Source organism: Pantoea agglomerans, from assembly GCF_020149765.1.
GTDB lineage: Bacteria > Pseudomonadota > Gammaproteobacteria > Enterobacterales > Enterobacteriaceae > Pantoea > Pantoea alvi.
Genome location: NZ_CP083808.1, coordinates 326,757 through 343,530, shown reverse-complemented (window position 1 = coordinate 343,530; position 16,774 = coordinate 326,757). Strand labels below are relative to the sequence as shown.

The following is a 16,774-nucleotide window of genomic DNA, read 5'->3' as shown; positions in this document are numbered from 1 at the left end:
ATAAATCAGCCGCCCCAGCGGCGCTGCAGATAGCGAACCGCCGGCTGCGTCTGTGGCTGATTAAGATAGTTTTCCCGGAACAGAATAGTGCCGTCGATACCCGGCGTGCTTTCGTTCAGGTCGAGCTGCTTCTTCAGCTCCGGCACGCCGTTCTCTACCGTCCAGTCCGGCTCGGTACGCGACGGTTCGCCGATTTTATAGAGCGCGACGCCGATATAGAGGCGCGTATGGGTCGGCTTCACCACCTGCGCCCACCAGTGGGCCAGCACGTCGTAGCGCGCCGCCTGGCGTGCAAAAGGCCAGTAGAGCTGCGGTGCGATATAGTCGAGCAGCCCCTGCTGCACCCAGCGGCGGGTGTCGGCGAAGGCTTCGTCATAGGCCGCCGCGCCGCGCGTGTCAGAGCCAGCCGCATCGTGCGACAGATTACGCCAGACGCCCGCCGGACTGACGCCAAACTCGACCTGCGGTTTGATCTGCCTGATGGTGCGCGATACCTGCTCTATCAGCAGCTGCGTATTGTGTCGCCGCCAGTCCGCTTTAGAGGCGAATCCCTGGCCCCAGGCGCGCCAGGTCTGCGCATCGTTTAGCGGCGACTCTGCCGTTTCTGCATAAAAGTAATCGTCGAACTGCACGCCGTCGACCGGGTAGCGTCTTACCACTTCCGCCACGATGCTGGTGATCCAGTCGCGCGCGTCCGGGATGCCGGGATCCAGCACCAGCCGATCGCCCGCGGTGCGGATCCAGTCGCGGTGCAGCACATAGACGCTGGCGGGGTGCAGCGACAGGGTGCGGTTTAGCTCGGCAAGGGTTGACGGGCGGGTATTCACGGCAACGCGATAGGGATTGAACCACGCGTGGACTTTCATGCCGCGCTTGTGCGCCTCATCCAGCATAAACATCAGCGGATCGTAGCCGGGATCGGCGCCAATAGTGCCGGTCAGCATATCGGACCAGGGCAGAATATCGGAGCGCCAGAGCGCAGTGCCGTCTGGCTTAACCTGAAAGAACACCGTGTTGATGCCCAGGCTTTTCAGCCTGTCGAGTTTGGCGGTCAGCGCCTGCTGCTGTAGCTGGATGCGCTGCGCGGCGCTGCTGAGGTTAACCGAGTTGACCGGCGGCCAGTCGAGGCGGGAGACGGTTGCCAGCCAGACGCCGCGCACCGGCTGCTGCGTGGCTGCCGGCGTGCTGGTTTGCGGCTGCGGCTTAGCGCTGGGAAAGGGCGTCACCAGTGACTTAGGCGGTTCAGAGGCGCAGCCAGCCAGCAGCAGCGCGGCGGCGAGCAGCAGCTTTTTGCGCGCCGCGCAGAAGGAGAAGGTGGAATGGCTAATGGTAAACTCCCTTTCATATTGCTCACTATCCGGAGAGCATCATTCTCTGGTTATCACGGCGTAAGTCAACCGCTTATCGGAATGTGTACCTTGAGGAAAAGGATGAGCCGTTGTCCAGAGAGGCGCGGGTGAGGGAACGCAGGTTTAGCGATAACGCCTGCCGAACGGCCGCGGCGGATCGCTTCTGACGATCGATACCTGGGGTGAGCGTCAGCCTGCGACGGCATACAGGCGAACATCGGCCGGCACCTTAACATCCAGGGGCCGCGCCTGTTCAGCAGGGCTGACACTCACGACGTGAACGCCTGCAACTCTTTAAATCCAGGTCACAGGAGGCGGTAAGGGTTTACATACCGGCCTGCGGCATCTGCTGGGCGGCCTTCAGATGCTGCTCTACAACCGGCGTATGCGCATCGGCCAGCGCCTTCACTGCGGGATCCTTGATCTTTTTGGCGTCACTTTGCAGCGTCGACAGCACCATCTTGTGATCTTTCGTGCCGGCGTTTTGCATATACATTTTGTCAAAGGCGGCGCCGCTCTGCTTGTCCAGTTTAGCGGCCATCGTTTTGTGTTTAGCGTCCGGTTCCGTAGGCAGCGACACCCCTTTTTGTTCGGCGACCGTCTGTACTTTGGTCAGAGCGGCGCTATGGTCATCAACCATTTTCTGAGCAAAGGCTTTGACGTCGCTGCTTTCAGCCTTGCTCAGCGCAATTTTGGCGGCGGCGACTTCATTGATATTGGCCTGCGCCATATCCTTCAGCGCTTTTTCGTCGCCGGCGCTGAGTCTGGCGCTCGACTCTCCTGCGGCACTGGTTTGTGCCGCGCTGGCTGGCGTCTGGGCATGCAGGCCGACAGCACTGAACATCGCGACAACGGCCGACAGGGCCAGCAGACCTTTCAGGGTTTTATTATTGGGCATTTCATTCTCCAGATAAGCGTAGGGGAGGCTGGCGTCAGGTTATTAAGCGCGCGCAGCTTCGTATAGAGATTACAGGTGCACTAGTCAGTATAGTGGGACAACCCTGTAAGACGGCGAAAAGGGCAAACTAAAAAGCGGTACAGGGATATTAATGAAAATAACATGCGCTGATAATGATGTCGGGAAGCAGTCAGGGAGCCACTAATGGCGCATCGAAGTGAGCTAAAGGGTATAGCGAATGCGCTCAACGGGAGTTTTGTTAGCCGGAATAATGATTTCAGAGGTTACTGGTCTATTGGCCAGTTAAAGTCTCTGGCGATCGATATGGGTCTTACTGCAATGGTTTTCCCTCTTGACCGGTCTGAGGCTGCGGCCGGGTATCATCTGCAAAGTTATATGGTACAGCACTACGCTGGCATGCTTGAAAGGCTGCTGATTAAACAGCATATCCCCGGCTATTGGGTAAGCGAGGCGATTATTATGATCGACTTTAAGGCTGACGCTAAGCATGCCGGGTTGAATGATTATTCCGCATCTGGCGAACCTTATTGTTGCACCTGCCAGATAACGGATGATAGTGGTCGCAATTACTCCTCGATTATTTATGGCCGCTGCCTGCGGCATTCTGTGAAGCATGAGCTGAAGTCGACGCGATAATTAATGGGGCAGGTGATCAGGTAAAAGTTCGCTTTTGGCTCACCGCCGCCACTCTGGCTTAACCAAAGTGGCGTTATGCCATAAGCGCAATATAGCGGAGCGGCAGGTTTATGCTTATCTCCTTTTTAACCTCTCGTTGCCAGGGGTGCTTCAGCAAGGAGAGGGTTGCGGCGGCATCAGGGCGAACCCGGCTGACGGCCCGAGAGGGGAGCCGAAGCGGAAAAGAGGGGCTTAGCTGGCTGGCGAATCAGGCGGGCATTCGCACAGCCAGCTGACCCTTTCAGATTACTTAAGAGAATAGCGGGCCGGGGCGGCAGCGGGGCCGGAGGCGCGCCGGATAAGCCGGATGCTCAGCCCCGCGCCAGCCGCGAGGCATAGCGCCATCGCCAGAAGCGCGGCGATAAAGGCGTGGGTGATAGCGGCTGCGCTGTGACCGTTGCCCAGGATGCTGTAAAAAATGCCGCCGATAATAGCAACGCTCAGCGCTGTACTGATCTGCAATGTCGAGCTGGTTACGCCGGCAATCATACCGGAAAAGGCGGGGGCAACCTGGCCGGTTACCATCCGCACCAGCGTTGGCATCGCCAGCCCCTGGCCAAGACCGGTGGCAAAAAGGAGCAGCGCGAGCGGCAGCATAACGGGAGGCGTGCCGGTGTGCGTATGTGCGATCAGCCATGCCAGGCCCGCTAATCCTGTGGTCTCGAATCCCATGCCGATAGCGCTAAGGTAATTTCCCACAAAACGCCGCAAAGCGGGCGTCAGCAGCGGCCCAATCAAAAAGCCGATGCCAAAAGGCAGAAAAAGCGTGCCCGCGCGCAGGGCGTTTAAATGCAGCGCGCCCTGCAGATAGATGGAAAACAAAAGAAAAAACGTGCCGATGGAGTAAAACAGCAAAACAATCGTCAGTCCCTGGCCCAGTCCGGGCGCGCGCAATACGGTCGGATCAAGCAGCGGCGAACCGCCATTCCGGCTGAGACGATGTTCATAACGCCAGAGCCACGAGGCCAGCAGCGGGACGGCAACCAGTAGCAGCCACGTCCACCAGGGCCATCCCGCTTCGCGGCCTTCAATCAACGGCACAATCAGCGCGCTCAGCGTCAGGGTGGCCAGCAGCATGCCGACAGGATCGAGTCGCTGTGCCGATTGCGCCCGCGTCTCTTTCAGCAGCGGCAGGCCAAAGAGAATAACCAGCAGCGCCACCGGCAGATTAACGAGAAAAATAGCCCGCCATCCCAGATGAAACAGATCCGCTGAAATCAGGATGCCGCCCAGTATCTGCCCGATAACAGAGGCGAGACCAAACACCGCGCCGTAGATACTCATCGCTAACGGCTTCTCCGCGTCGGGAAAAATGGCCTGCACCGACGCCAGCGCCTGGGGCGCCATAACGGCGGCCGTGACCCCCTGTAACATCCGCCCGGTAATCAGCACCCAGGGCGACCAGGCTAAACCGCACAGCAGCGATGCGGCGGCAAATCCGATAAGCCCCAGGAAAAACATTCTCCCGCGACCGTAAATATCCCCCAGCCGGCCACCGGTAATTAAGGTCACCGCATAGACGGCAGCATAAGAGGAGATGACCAGCTGCTCAGCCGAGGAAGAGGTGCTCAGGTCGCTCTGAATCGCGGGCAGCGCCACGTTAACAATAAAAAAATCGAGCGGCGGCAAAAAGGCGCCGACCAGCAGAATAACGAACATTGCCCAGCGACGCGGCTCGGCTTGCGTGATGCTCTGTGCCGACATAGAAGGCTCCTTATAGAGGGTAGCGTCCCCCTTAAGGGACGTCTGGTAATAGCAAAACAGGGTGTTATGCCGTCAGAAGGACGCGGGGCTTAGCGCATACCGCCGGAGGCCAGAATCACCTCACCGCTGATCCATCGCGCCTCGTCTGAGGCGAGAAAAGAGACGACTGGCGCAACGTCCTGCACCTGACCGATGCGGCCGAGCGGCGTCTGCTCTTCATTCCAGCGCTGGAAGTCGGAGTTCATTGCACCGACGCTGTGGCTGCCTTCGGTTTCTATCAGGCCGGGATTAACCGCGTTGACGCGAATCCCCCTGGGGCCAAGCTCTTTTGAAAGTACGCCGGTGATGGCGTCAATCGCGCCTTTGGCACCGCTGTAGATGGCGCTCTCGGCAATAAAGACGCGGGTGACAAACGAACTTATGTTAATGATGCTGCCGCCGCTGCTCAGGTGCGGTGCGGCGGCGGCGGTCACTAACAGCGGGCCAAGCACATTGATGTCGAACTGCCGGCGGTAGAGTGCTTCGGTGCTCTCTTCAATGCTGGCGAACTGATAAATACCGGCGTTGTTTACCACAATGTCCAGCCGCCCGAAGGTGTCGATGGCGGCGTTGACCAGCGCCTCGACCTCTGGCTGGCGGGTGACATCCGCCGCGACCGCCACAGCCTGCCCGCCGGCGGCTTCAATATCGGCGACCACCTTTTCGGCACCGCTTCGGCTTGAGGCGTAACTGACGACGACCCTGGCGCCGTCGGCCGCCAGCTGACGGGCAATGCCGGCACCGATCCCTTTGGATCCACCGGTTACAAGGGCAACTTTGTCGCTTAATTTGTTCATCTTTCAGCTTCCTGACAGGGGTGGGTGGATGATGGAAGATAGAGTGCTACTTACACAGTTGTTTGAGAACTGACACTTTTGTATATTCGATGTTCATTTTTGAACGGGGAGGCCAGGGCATGGAGTGGAGTGACGTGCAGATATTTCTTGCTGTCATGCGAAACGGCTCTTTCGGCAAGGCGGCCCAGAGCCTTGGCGTAAGCCATCCCACGGTGGGACGCCGCATAAAGGCGCTGGAGGATGAGGCGCAGCAGGCGCTCTTTCGCCGCACAAGCGAGGGGCTGGTGCTGACGGACGCGGGTGACGGGGTGATGAAGCTGGCCGAGGCGATGGAAAACTCCGCGCTGGCGATGGAAAGGCGTCTGGCAGGAAATCACGACCGCCTTGAAGGGATATTGCGAATATCCTCAGCAGAGTGGTTTGCTAACTACGTTCTGGCACCTGTACTGGGCGAGCTGACGCGCCGCCATCCGGCGATTGTGCCGGAAATCATCGCAAGTTTTCGCCTGCTCGATCTGTCGCGCCGCGATGCGGACATAGCGTTTCGCATCGTGCCTTTTACCGATCCCGATATTGTTCAGCGCCGCCTGATGAGCATGCCCTACGCCCTTTACGGCACGCCAGAAAATGCACAGGCGATACTTAGCGATCCCTCATCGGTGGGGCTGATCCTGATGAACACCGAGCAATCGCACTTCCCTGACGTCTCCTGGCTTCTTGAGCGGTTTCCGCACTCAAGACTTGCCTTTAAAAGCACCAGCCGGGCGGTTCAGGCGCAAATGTGTCGGCGCGGCATGGGCGTCGCCGTGCTGCCACAGCCCCTGGGCGATGCCACCCCTGGGCTGCAGCGCATTGCGACCCCTGATTTACCTCCCTCAAGAGATATCTGGGTCGGCTACCATCAGGACCTGCGGCATATGGATCGTCTCCGCGCCCTGCTGGATATTGCTGATGCGATGCTGGCTTAAAGAAGCGTAGCGGATTTCATCATGGCAAGCGGCAAGGCAGGCTGCACGGATAAGGTGGCCTGACAAATATTACGCTTTTAATTCCCCGTGCCGGCGGACCACCTCGTCAATAATATAACGCATAATGCCTTCCATAAAATCAGGGTCGAGATCCGCACTTTGCGCAATGGCTTTCAGCCTGTTGAGCTGCATCGCTTCCCGCGCTTTATCGCTCTCGGGCAGATTATATCTGGCCTTGAGTTTGCCAACGCTATGGGTGCAGCGAAAACGCTCCGCTAAAATATAAATAAGTGCAGCATCAAGATTATCGATAGTGTGTCGAAAGGATAAAAGCTCTGCCTGATAATCATTGGTGTACATTGTTTATCTCCTGAAACAGGCGTGAATAAGGGATACGCAACATTGCGATAGTTTTTTATTTCTTTATCTGGCCTTTTGAATAGCGTAACAAGCCGTATAGCTTATGCGTTCCCTCTCAGGAGAAGGAAAGGCGCGTTAATCTATAAGTAGCTCAACACGCTACCTTATTTTCCCGGCTGTTTTTTATGGTCAGTGAGATGGCGGAAATCAAAAAATAGAAGACGCCGAAAGCAGCATAGGGAGCAACGGTGGTGACATCTAAAGCGATATCGCTACTGGCCTGTTTAAACATAAATATGCCCGCTAGTGCCGATTGCGCACCGCTTAAAATCATCGCCCATTGTCCGCTGGCTTTTTTCCAGCGGCGCAGCGAGGCTGAGAGCTGAAGCACGCCAGAAAATATTGCCCACACCCCAAATACTTTGATTGTTGCGTTCATGCTAACTGAGAGCGCCCAGACAATTGCCAGTGCGACAATAATGCTGACAAAAAAGTTAAATTTCTGCGGTGGGTTTATTGCTAAGCCTCCTGAGCGCTGAGCGTCAATATAGTTAGCGAAGGCGTCCCAGGCGGGATAGAGAACCAGCAGAACGGCACCGATAACGGGGTGCTGTTTCCCGAATAGTATCGCCAGGGCTATCCAGAAAACAGAGACAGCCGCACGGAGATAATAGTAAGACTGAAGCCATTGGTTTTGCGCCTGTACGGATGTTAATTTATTGCTTTGCATGATGATTCTCCAGTTGAGAGGGACGATCGCAGACAAGCAGAAATGTTTGCCTGATTAATGCCTGAATCGCAGCCGGCGTATACGCAAGGGTCGCCCGCTGCGAAAGCGCGGGCGAAACCGGATAATTTCGGGGGCGATCCAGATAACAATGTTTGTAGGCGGTGTGATAGCTGCCGTCAGTAAAAGCGGCGGGCAGGCAGGCGGATTGTCAGCAATAAGCGCATAACATTCACCGTCGCCGCTTATGACAACAGGCTTCCTGATGCCTTTACTACATAACATGGCCTCAGCTTTTTCAGTATGCGCCAGCGGAGTGACTTCTCCGGCTTCACAATCAACCTCATCATTCAGGTCGCATTTCGCTGAAGCCTGGCTGAGTGCTTCAGCGTCACAGGCAGAATTCTTCGGCGGTAACAGCATCTTTCTACTGGCCAGGAGCTGCATAAGCAGGGTATCGGTATCTAATCGATGCGGTGACAGATTCGCAGCTTGCTTCAGCTGCAGGGTTTCAACAGTGTTTGCGTGACGCTGTGAGAGTTTGACCTGGTTTTGCAGCAGGCTTTGAAATCCTGCTGCAACAGCATCAGGGGATCGGTTAATGGCCCTTTCAATACTGGACAATGTTATGCAGGGCACTGAAGGCAGAGCAGGAATCCCGGTCATAAATAACCTCCTCATAATTGCAAGCGCAGATAAGCATCAGGGAATTATTCAACTCATTCAGGCTACCTTCCAGTAGGTAGGTTGAGCGCAGGTGGCAATGCCGCTGTTATTTCTCGCTATCCGGCGTTTAAAAATCGCTATACAGCTTCCCGATTGGCGAGCGCTCAGGCAGTTTTACGTAACTTATTGATTGCCGGCTGGACAATTTGCAGGAACAGATCGGGATTATCGAAAGCACGCGCGGCGATCATTGCGCCATGTACTATTGCCATAAAAGAGCTGGCCTCAGTCGCTGCGCTTTCATTAAGTATAAATACTCCGCTCTTCTCGCCTCTGGTGAATACGTCAGTCAGCCATTCGGTAAGATCGGCAAAATGTCCGTTAACTTCCTTTGCTACCTCTTGAGGCAAGAGGGGTAATTCTACCGCCAGCATCACGCAAATGCAGAAGGGCGAATTGTTTTCTTTAATACAGGTTGCCCAGTAATTCACATAGCCATTAATTTCGCCCAGCGCGTCTCCGGCGAAATGCTGACTGGTTGCGCTCATGCCAGCCCGGGCCTGCTGACGATAGTCACTCACTACCGCCTGAACTAAATCAGCTTTGTTGGGGAAATGGTGATGAATACTGGCTTTGCGGATCTGCACGCGTTCGGCTAAATCAGCGTAGCTAAAACTTTTATAACCGCCTGAGGTGAGCAGCGTTCTGGTGTGGTCAATGATTTCTGCGGCTTTCAGTGAACGTTCGGTATTCATGCATGCTCCGGCAGCAAAAAATAATGGCAAACTGATAAATGGCCCTGAACCTACGGACCGGCAGGCGGGTTGTCAAGCGCGCCTGGGGTGAGGCTCTGGGGCTGGCGTTAGCATCAGCCTGCGGTGCCTGTTAATCAATCTACTAGTAGGTAGGCTGGCTGGTCAAGCGATATTCAGCGGAACAGGGTGCGCCGTACCGCGACTACAGCCCCCCGGCATCGCCAGGCTGCCGCAGTCGCGGCGCGGCAGCCTGAAGAACAGGACGGAAAGCGTGAGCCCGGCCTTACCTTACAGATGAAACCGCAGCGCCACGTTAAAGCCCTGTTCCGCCGCGACCACAATCGCTTCCGGCTCCTCACGAAACGGAATATCCCCCAGCAGAAGCGACGCCTTTACCTTCGCCAGATCGTCGCTGCGAAAACTGAGAGCGGACATGCGCGCCGAGCCATCATAGTCGGCCGGCAGTGAGCCAAAGCGGGTCTGCGCATAGGCGGCAGAGGCGAAACGCACCTTCGCTTCGCCCGCTTTCAGCACAAAGGCACCGTCCTGGCAGGCGAGAATGCGATCCGCGCCGAACAGATGGCTGTAAACCTGGGCGGAGAGCGCCGGATCCTGCGCCACGATGACAAACTCGCTGATATCACGCACGCCGTTGGGATGGGTCTGCCAGGCGGCCTGCCACACCGCATGCGGCGTGTCGTGCTGGCAGAAGAAGCTGCGGCCGTTGGGGATCAGCGTCGGGCGAAGCCGCACGGTGCGGAAGTGCGCCTCGCTCGCTTCGCCGTCCGGCAGCGTTACCGGCCGGTGAAACGCGGCGGGCGCGTCGCCGTCCAGATCCTGACGCTGCAGATGCAGCCAGGCGCTCTCTGCATCCTGGGTTTTCCACACCAGACCGGTCAGGCCAGTAGGGGCCTGCCACAGATCTTTGCGCCGATCGCCGCGTCCCGGCTCGTAGCCCAGCAGCTCAAGGTAGTTTTCGCCAAAAACCGCCAGATGGTTGCTGGAGCCGAGCGTGTGATGGCCGCGCTCGCTGAGCTGAAAGCCGAGTCGCCGGTAGAGCGCGCTCGCCTCATCCAGCCGATCCGCCACGTTAATCACCACATGATCCAGCACCGGTACGGGAACGGGAATCGTCATCTCCTTTCTCCTCTTTTTCGTCATGCGCTGGCCAGCATATCCAGGGCGCGCGGCGCAAGCTGAGTGAAGTAATCCACTGCCGGTGCGAGCATGCCTTCATCGGGATCGAATCCCGGATGATGCAGTCCGAACGCGCTGGCGCTGCCGATGCTGACAAAGGCGCCCGGCACATGGTGCAGGTAGAACGCAAAGTCTTCGCCGCCCATCTGCGGCGTGCCACGCTCGCTACGAAAGCCGTGCGCCTGCGCCAGCTCCAGCGCAAAGTCGGCCCAGGCGGGCGTATTGACCAGCGCGGGCGGCCCGGCGATCCACTCCAGCTCCGCTTCCGCGCCGAAAGCGGCGGCGATGCTGCCGATCAGCTGGCGCATCCGCTGGGGGATCACCTCGCGAATGGCGTCGTTATGGGTGCGCACCGTGCCTTCCAGCTCGACGCTCTGCGGCAGCACGTTCCAGCTGTTGCCTGCGGTAAAGCGCGTCACGCTCAACACCACCGCCTCCAGCGAGCTGAAGACGCGGCTCGGCAGGGTCTGCAACGCGGTGACGATATGGCTGCCGATCACAATTGAATCGATGCCTTCATGCGGCCGTGCGGCGTGCGCGCCTTTACCGCGGATACGGATGATAAAGCGATCAACGTTGGCGTAGTAGGCGCCGCCGCGCGTGCGCAGCGTGCCGAGCGGCAGATCCGGCGCGTTATGCATGCCGAAAATCGCCTGCACGCCCTCCAGCGCGCCGGCATCAATCAGCTGCTGCGCGCCGTCAAAGGTCTCTTCCGCCGGCTGAAACAGAATGCGCACCCGGCCAGGTAGCTGCTGCTCCTGCTGACGCAGGCGGTGCGCCACGCCGAGCATCACCGAGGTATGCAGGTCGTGCCCGCAGGCGTGCATGACGCCAGGCTGCTGCGACTTCCAGGCATGGTCGACGGCTTCGTCAATCGGCAGGGCGTCGATATCGGCGCGCAGCGCGATTAAGGGGTCGCCGTGGCCAATCTCCGCCACCACGCCGGTTTTCAGCGGCAGCGGCAGCAGACGAACAGCGCCCTGACGCAGCCAGCCTGTGATGCGTTCGGTGGTGTGAAACTCATGATTCGACAGCTCGGGGTGCTGATGCAGCTCGCGCCGCCAGGCGATCAGTTGGTCAGATAACAACATGCTTATCCTTGTGCGTCAGAGGGCAGAAAGGGCTCGCCGAGGGTCAGCATCAGGCGGTTCGCCCAGGCAAAAAAGGCGGTTGACTGGATCAGGTCGAGCAGCGCCAGCGTGTCGAGCCCCTGGTCACGCAGCGCCTGAAGCTGGTTCAGGCTGGCCGCAGGCGGCGTGACGGAGAGCGAGGCGGCGAAAGCGATCTCGGCGGCCCAGCGCGGCGACTGACCGTGCGACAGTATCGCGCCGGGCGCGACGTTAAGCAGCTTCTGCACCGCGTCGTTATCTTTCGCCAGCTGCGACGTTTTGCGCGCGTGTACCGAGGCGCAGTAGATGCAGCCGTTGATCTTGCTCGCCACCGTGGCCGCCAGCTCGCGTTCGGCGCGCGGCAGGCCGCCGGCGGTGTAAAAAATGCCTTTGTCCGTCAGGGTGCGCTGCTCCAGCACCGGCTGATTGCGCGCCAGCAGGCGGAAATAGTCGGAATCGCTGTGGCCGAAGCGTGCCAGAAGCGCCTGCTCGTCGGCGTTGAATTCCGCCAGCGGCTTCGCCGCCAGCCAGGGTTCCCAGCCGAGTTCTGCCTGGGTGAAGGCGGTAAGCGCGGTCTGACCGCTGGCGGTCTGCCCGGCGGTATGCCAGCGGCCCGCCACCGCGGGGTGCGCCGCACCGTCTCGCTCTTCGCCCTGCAGCAGGCGCAGGCCGGCCAGCAGCCGGCTCTGAAAGCTGATAAAGCCCACCAGCTGCGCCAGCGTCACCACGCCGCGCTCGCTCCAGCCCGCGTTACGCAACGCCTCAATATGCTCAGGCGCGGCGGCGACCGGCTCAAAGGTCAGGCGCTGAGCAAAAGCGCGCGCCTGCTGATGACGTGCGGCGTCCCCCAGCGGCTGAAATGCCGGATGGGCGGCATAGTGCGCGCCCAGCTTTTCGGCACCGTGCCATTCGGCGACCTGCGCCGCCAGCGCCACCCGCTCGGCCAGTGGAAAATCGTTTTCCTGCTGGCTGAACAGCACCTCGTAGCTGCCCTGCGCGTGGCGGGTAGCGGCGTCACGCGTGGCGCGCGCCTGCGCCAGCGCGCTGGCGGGATCGATATCGGCCAGCTGCGCCAGTAGATCGTTGGGTTGGGTCATAGGGTCTCCTGAGAGGTAAGCGTGCGCAGCCAGGGCGCAATCTGTTCGGCGATAAGTTCAATAGAGCGCAGCGTCTCGGCGGGCGACGGCTCGACGGAATGAACCTGGAAAGAGATGTCGGTAACGCGCGACAGCACGCTGTCCTGCGCCAGCGAGGCGCGCACCGTGACAGCGTCACCGACATGGGCATCGAACTGGGCAAAAAGATCGTCCAGCGACTCGCCGCGCAGCTGGTGACCAGCGGCGCGATACTGCTGCGCCTGCTGGCGAATGCCCGGTTCGGCGATGCGGCGCGCAGCGGCCGCCGAATCGGCGACAAAGGCGGTGCGCGAGGCGAGGATGCGCGGCGCAACACCCGCAGGCAGCGCGTCGAGATAGGCGTCGATAATCGGGTTCTGAATGGCGTCAAGCGGCCGTGCAGGATCCTCAGCCGGGCGCGGCTGGGTGCGTGACAGCATCAGCCCATGTCCAGCCGCTCCGGCGCGCGCCGCCCCCTCGGCGGAGAAGGTGGCGATCCAGACGCGCTGCGCCAGCTGCGGGGCGGCGGGATAGAGACGGTTATCGGGATGCGCCAGCGACTCGCCGCGCCAGGCACCGATCAGCTGATGTAGGTTATCGGCGAAGGCGGCGGCGCGCTGGTCGAAAGTGAGACCAAACGGCAAAAAAGAGTCTGGGGTGCCGCCGGAACCGAGACCTATCTCCAGTCGTCCCTCAGTCAGCAGATCCAGCACCGCGGCATCTTCCGCCACGCGCAAGGCGTTCTCCATCGGCAGGGTGATGATCGCCGTGCCGAGGCGAATGGTGCGGGTATGCGCGGCGACGTGCGCCAGAAACACCAGCGGCGCAGGCAGGCCGCCTTCCGCTTCGTGAAAGTGGTGCTGGGCGATCCAGGCGCTGTCGAAGCCGAGCCGTTCGGCATGCTGAATCTGTTCGGTTGCCAGGCGATAGCGCTGCTGCGCAGGCGCCTTATCCAGCAGTCGGGTGAAAAAGCCAATGCGTCGCTTCATGCGGAAGCCCTTATGCGCGGAGTTAACTGGGGAATAGCGGCGATCAGCTCGCGGGTATAGGGGTGCTGCGGCGCGGCAAACAGAGTGACAGCGTCACCGCTTTCCACCACTTCGCCAGCGCGCAATACCGTGACGCTGTCGGCCAGATGGCGCACCGTCGCCAGATCGTGCGTGATAAACAGATAGGTCAGGCCCAGCTCACGCTGCAGCTATTGCAGCAGCTCTACTATCTGCGCCTGAACCGTGACGTCGAGCGCCGAGGTCGCCTCGTCGAGCACCAGAATGTCAGGGTTGAGGATCAGCGCGCGGGCAAGGGCGACGCGCTGGCGCTGGCCGCCCGACAGCTCGCGCGCGCTGCGCGACAGCAGCCCGGCGGGCAGCGCCACGCGCGCCATAACGGCCTCGACCCGCTGGCGGCGCTCGGCGGCGCTGAGCCGTTCAAAATTGCGCAGCGGCTCTTCAACGATCTGCAACAGCGTCTGACGCGGATCGAGGGAGGCGAAGGGGTTCTGATAGACGAACTGGATCTTCCTTCGCAGCTGGCGCAGCGCTTCGCCGCGCAGGCCACTGACGGGCGCACCCTCCAGCGTTACGCTGCCGCTGTCCGCCCGCTCGAAGCCGAGCAGAATGCGCGCCAGCGTGGTTTTACCCGAGCCAGATTCGCCGACCAGCGCGTGGGTCGACGCGCGCGCCACCTCGAAGCTGACGTTATGCAGCGCCTGCAGCCGCTGGTTTTTACCCAGCGCGAAACTTTTGCCGATAGCGGCGGCGCTAATTGCGGGCGTCGCCAGCCGGTCAGGCGCGCGGCGCGCGGCGCGCGGCGGGGCGGCATCGCGCAGTAGCTGACGGGTATAGGGATGCTGCGGCGCAGCGACCAGCTGAGCAGCCGGCGCCGACTCCTGAATCTCGCCGTGGCGGAACACCATAATGCGGTCGGCGCGCTCCACGGCCAGCGCCAGATCGTGCGTGACAAACAGCACGGCGGTGCCGGACTCGCGGCGCAGCGCGTCAAGCAGATCGAGGATGCGCTTCTGCACCGTGACGTCGAGGGCGCTGGTGGGCTCGTCGGCGATAATCAGATCCGGGCTGAGCGCCAGCGCAATCGCAATCAGCACCCGCTGCTTCATGCCGCCTGAGAGCTGATGCGGATAGTGATCGACGCGCTGCTGCGGATGGCTAAGGCCGACGCGCGTCAGCAGCGCCACCACGCGGCTGCGGCGCGCGGCGGCGCTGAGGTGGGTATGCAGGCGCAGGATTTCGTCGACCTGCGCGCCGATGGTTTTTACCGGATTAAGCGAATTGCCCGGATCCTGCGGCACCAGGCTGATGCGCACGCCGCGCAGCTGGCTGAGCCGCTTCTGCGACCAGTCGGCGATATCTTCGCCGTTAAGGCGGATCTCGCCGCCGTCGCGGCGGGCGTTATCAGCCATCAGCCCGATAATCGCCTGCGCGGTGGTGGTTTTGCCGGAGCCCGATTCGCCCACCAGCGCCACCATTTCCCCGGCCCGCAGGTCAAAGCTGACCTCATGCACGACCTGACGCCACTGATGCCCGCTGCGATAGCTCAGGCTGAGATGTTTAACCGCCAGCAGCGGTGCGGATGCGCTCATCGGCGACCTCCTGCAATCTGAATGCTGATGCGATTGGCGGCCAGCACCACGGCGCTCACCAGCAGGCCGGGAAAGGTGGTGAGCCACCATGCGGTAGAGAGATAGTTGCGCCCTTCGGCAATCAGCAGCCCCCATTCCGGGGCGGGCGGCGGCGTGCCGTAGCCGAGAAAGCTGAGGGTCGAAAGCGCAAGGATCGCCTGGCCGAACTGCAGCGCGGCGAAGGCAATCAGCGGCGTCAGCGCGTTGGGCAAAATATGGCGGCGCAGCACGGCGAAAAAGGTGCCGCCGCTGCCGAAGGCCGCCTCGACGTAGTCGCTGTGGCGAATGCGCACTACTTCACCGCGCGCCAGGCGGGCGAAGCTGGCGATTGAGGCGATACCCACCGCCAGCGCGGCGTGCAGCGTGCCGAAGCCGAGCAGGATCAACAGGCTCAGCGCCAGCAGCAGAGAAGGGATGGCGAGCAGTACGTCGACGGCGCGCATAATCAGCCTCTCGGTTTTGCCGCCGCTGGCCCCCGCCAGTACGCCGAGCGCGCTGCCTGCCGTCAGGCCCATCGTAACGGCGATCAGCGCAGCGGAGAGCGACGCCGAGGCGCCGTAGACCATACGCGCCCAGAGATCGCGTCCCAGCTGATCGGTGCCGAGCCAGTGTCCCGCCTGCGGCGGCAGACGCTGCGCCCCGGCGATACCGTCGGTGGCGCTATAGTTGGTAAAGAGCGCGGGCGCGATGGCGGCCACCACCGCCACTATTATCACCAGCCAGGCCAGCCATAAGCCTGGCTGCACGCGCAGCGTCCGGCGGCCGTTAAAGGCGCGGCGCGCGGAGGCGTAGTCAACCAGGCTCACAGGGCACCTCCGGCAACGCGCTGCAGGCGCGGATCGAACAGCGGCATCAGCAGATCGACCAGCAGGTTAATCGCCACAAAGCCGAGGGCGGAGATCATCACCACCGCCTGCAGCACCGCAACATCCTGATTGTTTACCGCCTGCTGCGTCAGCTGGCCGAGGCCGCCGAGGCCGAACACCGTTTCGGTGACCAGCGCGCCGGCGATCAGCTCGCCCAGCAGCAGCCCGGCGATGGTCAGCACCGGCAGCATGGCGTTGCGCAGCAGGTGACGCCACAGCACGCGGCTTTCGCTGGCGCCTTTGGCGCGCACCACCGCGACAAAGGGCTGCGTCGAGACCTCATCGATGCTGCGCAGCAGGATCTGCGCCAGCGGGGCAGAGATGGGCACCGCGACCGTGACGATCGGCAGCAGCAGTCCCTGCCAGGGCGAGGGATTGATCACCGGAATCCAGCGCAGCTGGAAAGAGAAGATCTGGATCAGCGCAATGCCGAGCCAGAAGGTCGGAACAGAGATAAACAGCGCGGGCACCGACTGCAGCAGCGAACGCAGGCCGCGCAGCGCGGGCTGACGCGACAGCGCCGCCAGCGCGAAGGCGATCAGCGTCGCCAGCAGAAAACCGCACAGCGCCAGGCGCAGCGTCCCCGGCAGGTTATCGGCGATCTGCGCGCTCACCGGCACGCCCGCCTGCACCGAAAAACCGAAGTCACCGCGCAGCATGGCCAACAGCGTATGCAAATACTGCTGCCACAGCGGACTGTCCGCGCCGTAGGCGAGCCGCATCTCCGCTATTTGCTGCGGGCTAAGCCCTAAGTCCGGGTTCTGAAACTTAATCAGCACCGCGTCGCCGGGCAGCACCTGCAGCAGCACAAAGGAGAGGGTAAAGGCGGCCCAGAGCACCAGCAGACCGCTACCCAGCCGTTGCAGCAAATAGTGTCGCATCATTTAGCC

Annotated in this window: 16 protein-coding genes and 1 pseudogene; 2 read left to right on the top strand and 15 right to left on the bottom strand. The window is 60.8% G+C overall.

The window, feature by feature from the left end:
- Window positions 1–5: 5 nt before the first annotated feature.
- Window positions 6–1,328, bottom strand: a complete 1,323-nt coding sequence (locus LB453_RS01560) for a glycoside hydrolase family 10 protein (protein ID WP_103796651.1) — start codon at window positions 1,326–1,328, stop codon at window positions 6–8.
- Window positions 1,329–1,674: 346 nt separating this feature from the next.
- Window positions 1,675–2,247 (bottom strand): DUF4142 domain-containing protein, encoded by a 573-nt coding sequence (locus LB453_RS01555; protein WP_103796650.1) that lies wholly within the window; start codon window positions 2,245–2,247, stop codon window positions 1,675–1,677.
- A gap of 204 nt (window positions 2,248–2,451) precedes the next feature.
- Between LB453_RS01555 and LB453_RS01550 the strand changes: the two genes are divergently transcribed.
- Window positions 2,452–2,904: a hypothetical protein gene (locus LB453_RS01550; protein ID WP_103796649.1), complete on the top strand. Its 453-nt coding sequence runs from the start codon at window positions 2,452–2,454 to the stop codon at window positions 2,902–2,904.
- A gap of 285 nt (window positions 2,905–3,189) precedes the next feature.
- On the opposite strand, the gene LB453_RS01545 is transcribed toward LB453_RS01550, so the two are convergent.
- Together LB453_RS01545 and LB453_RS01540 are read right to left on the bottom strand one after the other, a co-directional pair.
- A complete protein-coding gene (locus LB453_RS01545; RefSeq protein WP_103796648.1) occupies window positions 3,190–4,647 on the bottom strand; it encodes an MFS transporter in 1,458 nt (485 codons plus the stop codon).
- An 89-nt stretch (window positions 4,648–4,736) separates the two neighbouring features.
- On the bottom strand, window positions 4,737–5,483 hold the full coding sequence (locus LB453_RS01540) for an SDR family NAD(P)-dependent oxidoreductase (protein WP_103796647.1): 747 nt from the start codon (window positions 5,481–5,483) through the stop codon (window positions 4,737–4,739).
- A gap of 119 nt (window positions 5,484–5,602) precedes the next feature.
- On the opposite strand from LB453_RS01540, the gene LB453_RS01535 reads away from it, so the two are divergent.
- Complete coding sequence (locus LB453_RS01535; protein ID WP_103796646.1) at window positions 5,603–6,451, top strand: LysR family transcriptional regulator; 849 nt, start codon at window positions 5,603–5,605, stop codon at window positions 6,449–6,451.
- A gap of 69 nt (window positions 6,452–6,520) precedes the next feature.
- Here the strand turns inward: LB453_RS01535 and LB453_RS01530 are convergent, their stop codons facing one another.
- From LB453_RS01530 to LB453_RS01480, 11 genes and pseudogenes are all read right to left on the bottom strand, one after another.
- Window positions 6,521–6,811 (bottom strand): chorismate mutase, encoded by a 291-nt coding sequence (locus LB453_RS01530; RefSeq protein WP_103796645.1) that lies wholly within the window; start codon window positions 6,809–6,811, stop codon window positions 6,521–6,523.
- A gap of 151 nt (window positions 6,812–6,962) precedes the next feature.
- Window positions 6,963–7,541, bottom strand: a complete 579-nt coding sequence (locus tag LB453_RS01525; RefSeq protein WP_103796644.1) for a DUF308 domain-containing protein — start codon at window positions 7,539–7,541, stop codon at window positions 6,963–6,965.
- A 54-nt stretch (window positions 7,542–7,595) separates the two neighbouring features.
- Window positions 7,596–8,204 carry a hypothetical protein gene (locus LB453_RS01520; RefSeq protein WP_146053847.1) on the bottom strand — a complete coding sequence of 203 codons (609 nt, stop codon included), beginning with the start codon at window positions 8,202–8,204 and terminating at the stop codon, window positions 7,596–7,598.
- Window positions 8,205–8,368: 164 nt separating this feature from the next.
- Complete coding sequence (locus tag LB453_RS01515) at window positions 8,369–8,959, bottom strand: TetR/AcrR family transcriptional regulator (RefSeq protein WP_103796643.1); 591 nt, start codon at window positions 8,957–8,959, stop codon at window positions 8,369–8,371.
- Window positions 8,960–9,247: 288 nt separating this feature from the next.
- Window positions 9,248–10,096: a VOC family protein gene (locus tag LB453_RS01510; protein WP_103796642.1), complete on the bottom strand. Its 849-nt coding sequence runs from the start codon at window positions 10,094–10,096 to the stop codon at window positions 9,248–9,250.
- 20 nt (window positions 10,097–10,116) lie between these two features.
- Window positions 10,117–11,247, bottom strand: coding sequence for an amidohydrolase (locus tag LB453_RS01505; protein ID WP_103796641.1), 1,131 nt, complete (start codon window positions 11,245–11,247; stop codon window positions 10,117–10,119).
- A 2-nt stretch (window positions 11,248–11,249) separates the two neighbouring features.
- A complete protein-coding gene (locus LB453_RS01500) occupies window positions 11,250–12,362 on the bottom strand; it encodes an alkylhydroperoxidase domain protein (protein WP_103796640.1) in 1,113 nt (370 codons plus the stop codon).
- Complete coding sequence (locus LB453_RS01495; protein WP_103796639.1) at window positions 12,359–13,369, bottom strand: putative FMN-dependent luciferase-like monooxygenase; 1,011 nt, start codon at window positions 13,367–13,369, stop codon at window positions 12,359–12,361. The genes LB453_RS01500 and LB453_RS01495 overlap by 4 nt, the downstream gene beginning before the upstream one ends.
- Window positions 13,366–14,979 (bottom strand): annotated as a pseudogene (locus tag LB453_RS01490) (dipeptide ABC transporter ATP-binding protein). Before LB453_RS01490 ends, LB453_RS01495 begins: the two are co-directional and overlap by 4 nt.
- On the bottom strand, window positions 14,976–15,824 hold the full coding sequence (locus LB453_RS01485) for an ABC transporter permease (protein WP_103796638.1): 849 nt from the start codon (window positions 15,822–15,824) through the stop codon (window positions 14,976–14,978). The pseudogene LB453_RS01490 and the gene LB453_RS01485 overlap by 4 nt, the downstream one beginning before the upstream one ends.
- Window positions 15,821–16,765: an ABC transporter permease gene (locus LB453_RS01480; RefSeq protein WP_103796762.1), complete on the bottom strand. Its 945-nt coding sequence runs from the start codon at window positions 16,763–16,765 to the stop codon at window positions 15,821–15,823. Before LB453_RS01480 ends, LB453_RS01485 begins: the two co-directional genes overlap by 4 nt.
- Window positions 16,766–16,774: the final 9 nt, after the last annotated feature.

Coding starts and splice junctions, on each gene's coding strand:
- LB453_RS01495 (WP_103796639.1), bottom strand. CDS start 13,369: ATGAAGCGACGCATTGGCTTTTTCACCCGACTGCTGGATAAGGCGCCT.
- LB453_RS01545 (WP_103796648.1), bottom strand. CDS start 4,647: ATGTCGGCACAGAGCATCACGCAAGCCGAGCCGCGTCGCTGGGCAATG.
- LB453_RS01510 (WP_103796642.1), bottom strand. CDS start 10,096: ATGACGATTCCCGTTCCCGTACCGGTGCTGGATCATGTGGTGATTAAC.
- LB453_RS01515 (WP_103796643.1), bottom strand. CDS start 8,959: ATGAATACCGAACGTTCACTGAAAGCCGCAGAAATCATTGACCACACC.
- LB453_RS01535 (WP_103796646.1), top strand. CDS start 5,603: ATGGAGTGGAGTGACGTGCAGATATTTCTTGCTGTCATGCGAAACGGC.
- LB453_RS01525 (WP_103796644.1), bottom strand. CDS start 7,541: ATGCAAAGCAATAAATTAACATCCGTACAGGCGCAAAACCAATGGCTT.
- LB453_RS01530 (WP_103796645.1), bottom strand. CDS start 6,811: ATGTACACCAATGATTATCAGGCAGAGCTTTTATCCTTTCGACACACT.
- LB453_RS01480 (WP_103796762.1), bottom strand. CDS start 16,765: ATGCGACACTATTTGCTGCAACGGCTGGGTAGCGGTCTGCTGGTGCTC.
- LB453_RS01540 (WP_103796647.1), bottom strand. CDS start 5,483: ATGAACAAATTAAGCGACAAAGTTGCCCTTGTAACCGGTGGATCCAAA.
- LB453_RS01550 (WP_103796649.1), top strand. CDS start 2,452: ATGGCGCATCGAAGTGAGCTAAAGGGTATAGCGAATGCGCTCAACGGG.
- LB453_RS01555 (WP_103796650.1), bottom strand. CDS start 2,247: ATGCCCAATAATAAAACCCTGAAAGGTCTGCTGGCCCTGTCGGCCGTT.
- LB453_RS01500 (WP_103796640.1), bottom strand. CDS start 12,362: ATGACCCAACCCAACGATCTACTGGCGCAGCTGGCCGATATCGATCCC.
- LB453_RS01520 (WP_146053847.1), bottom strand. CDS start 8,204: ATGACCGGGATTCCTGCTCTGCCTTCAGTGCCCTGCATAACATTGTCC.
- LB453_RS01505 (WP_103796641.1), bottom strand. CDS start 11,247: ATGTTGTTATCTGACCAACTGATCGCCTGGCGGCGCGAGCTGCATCAG.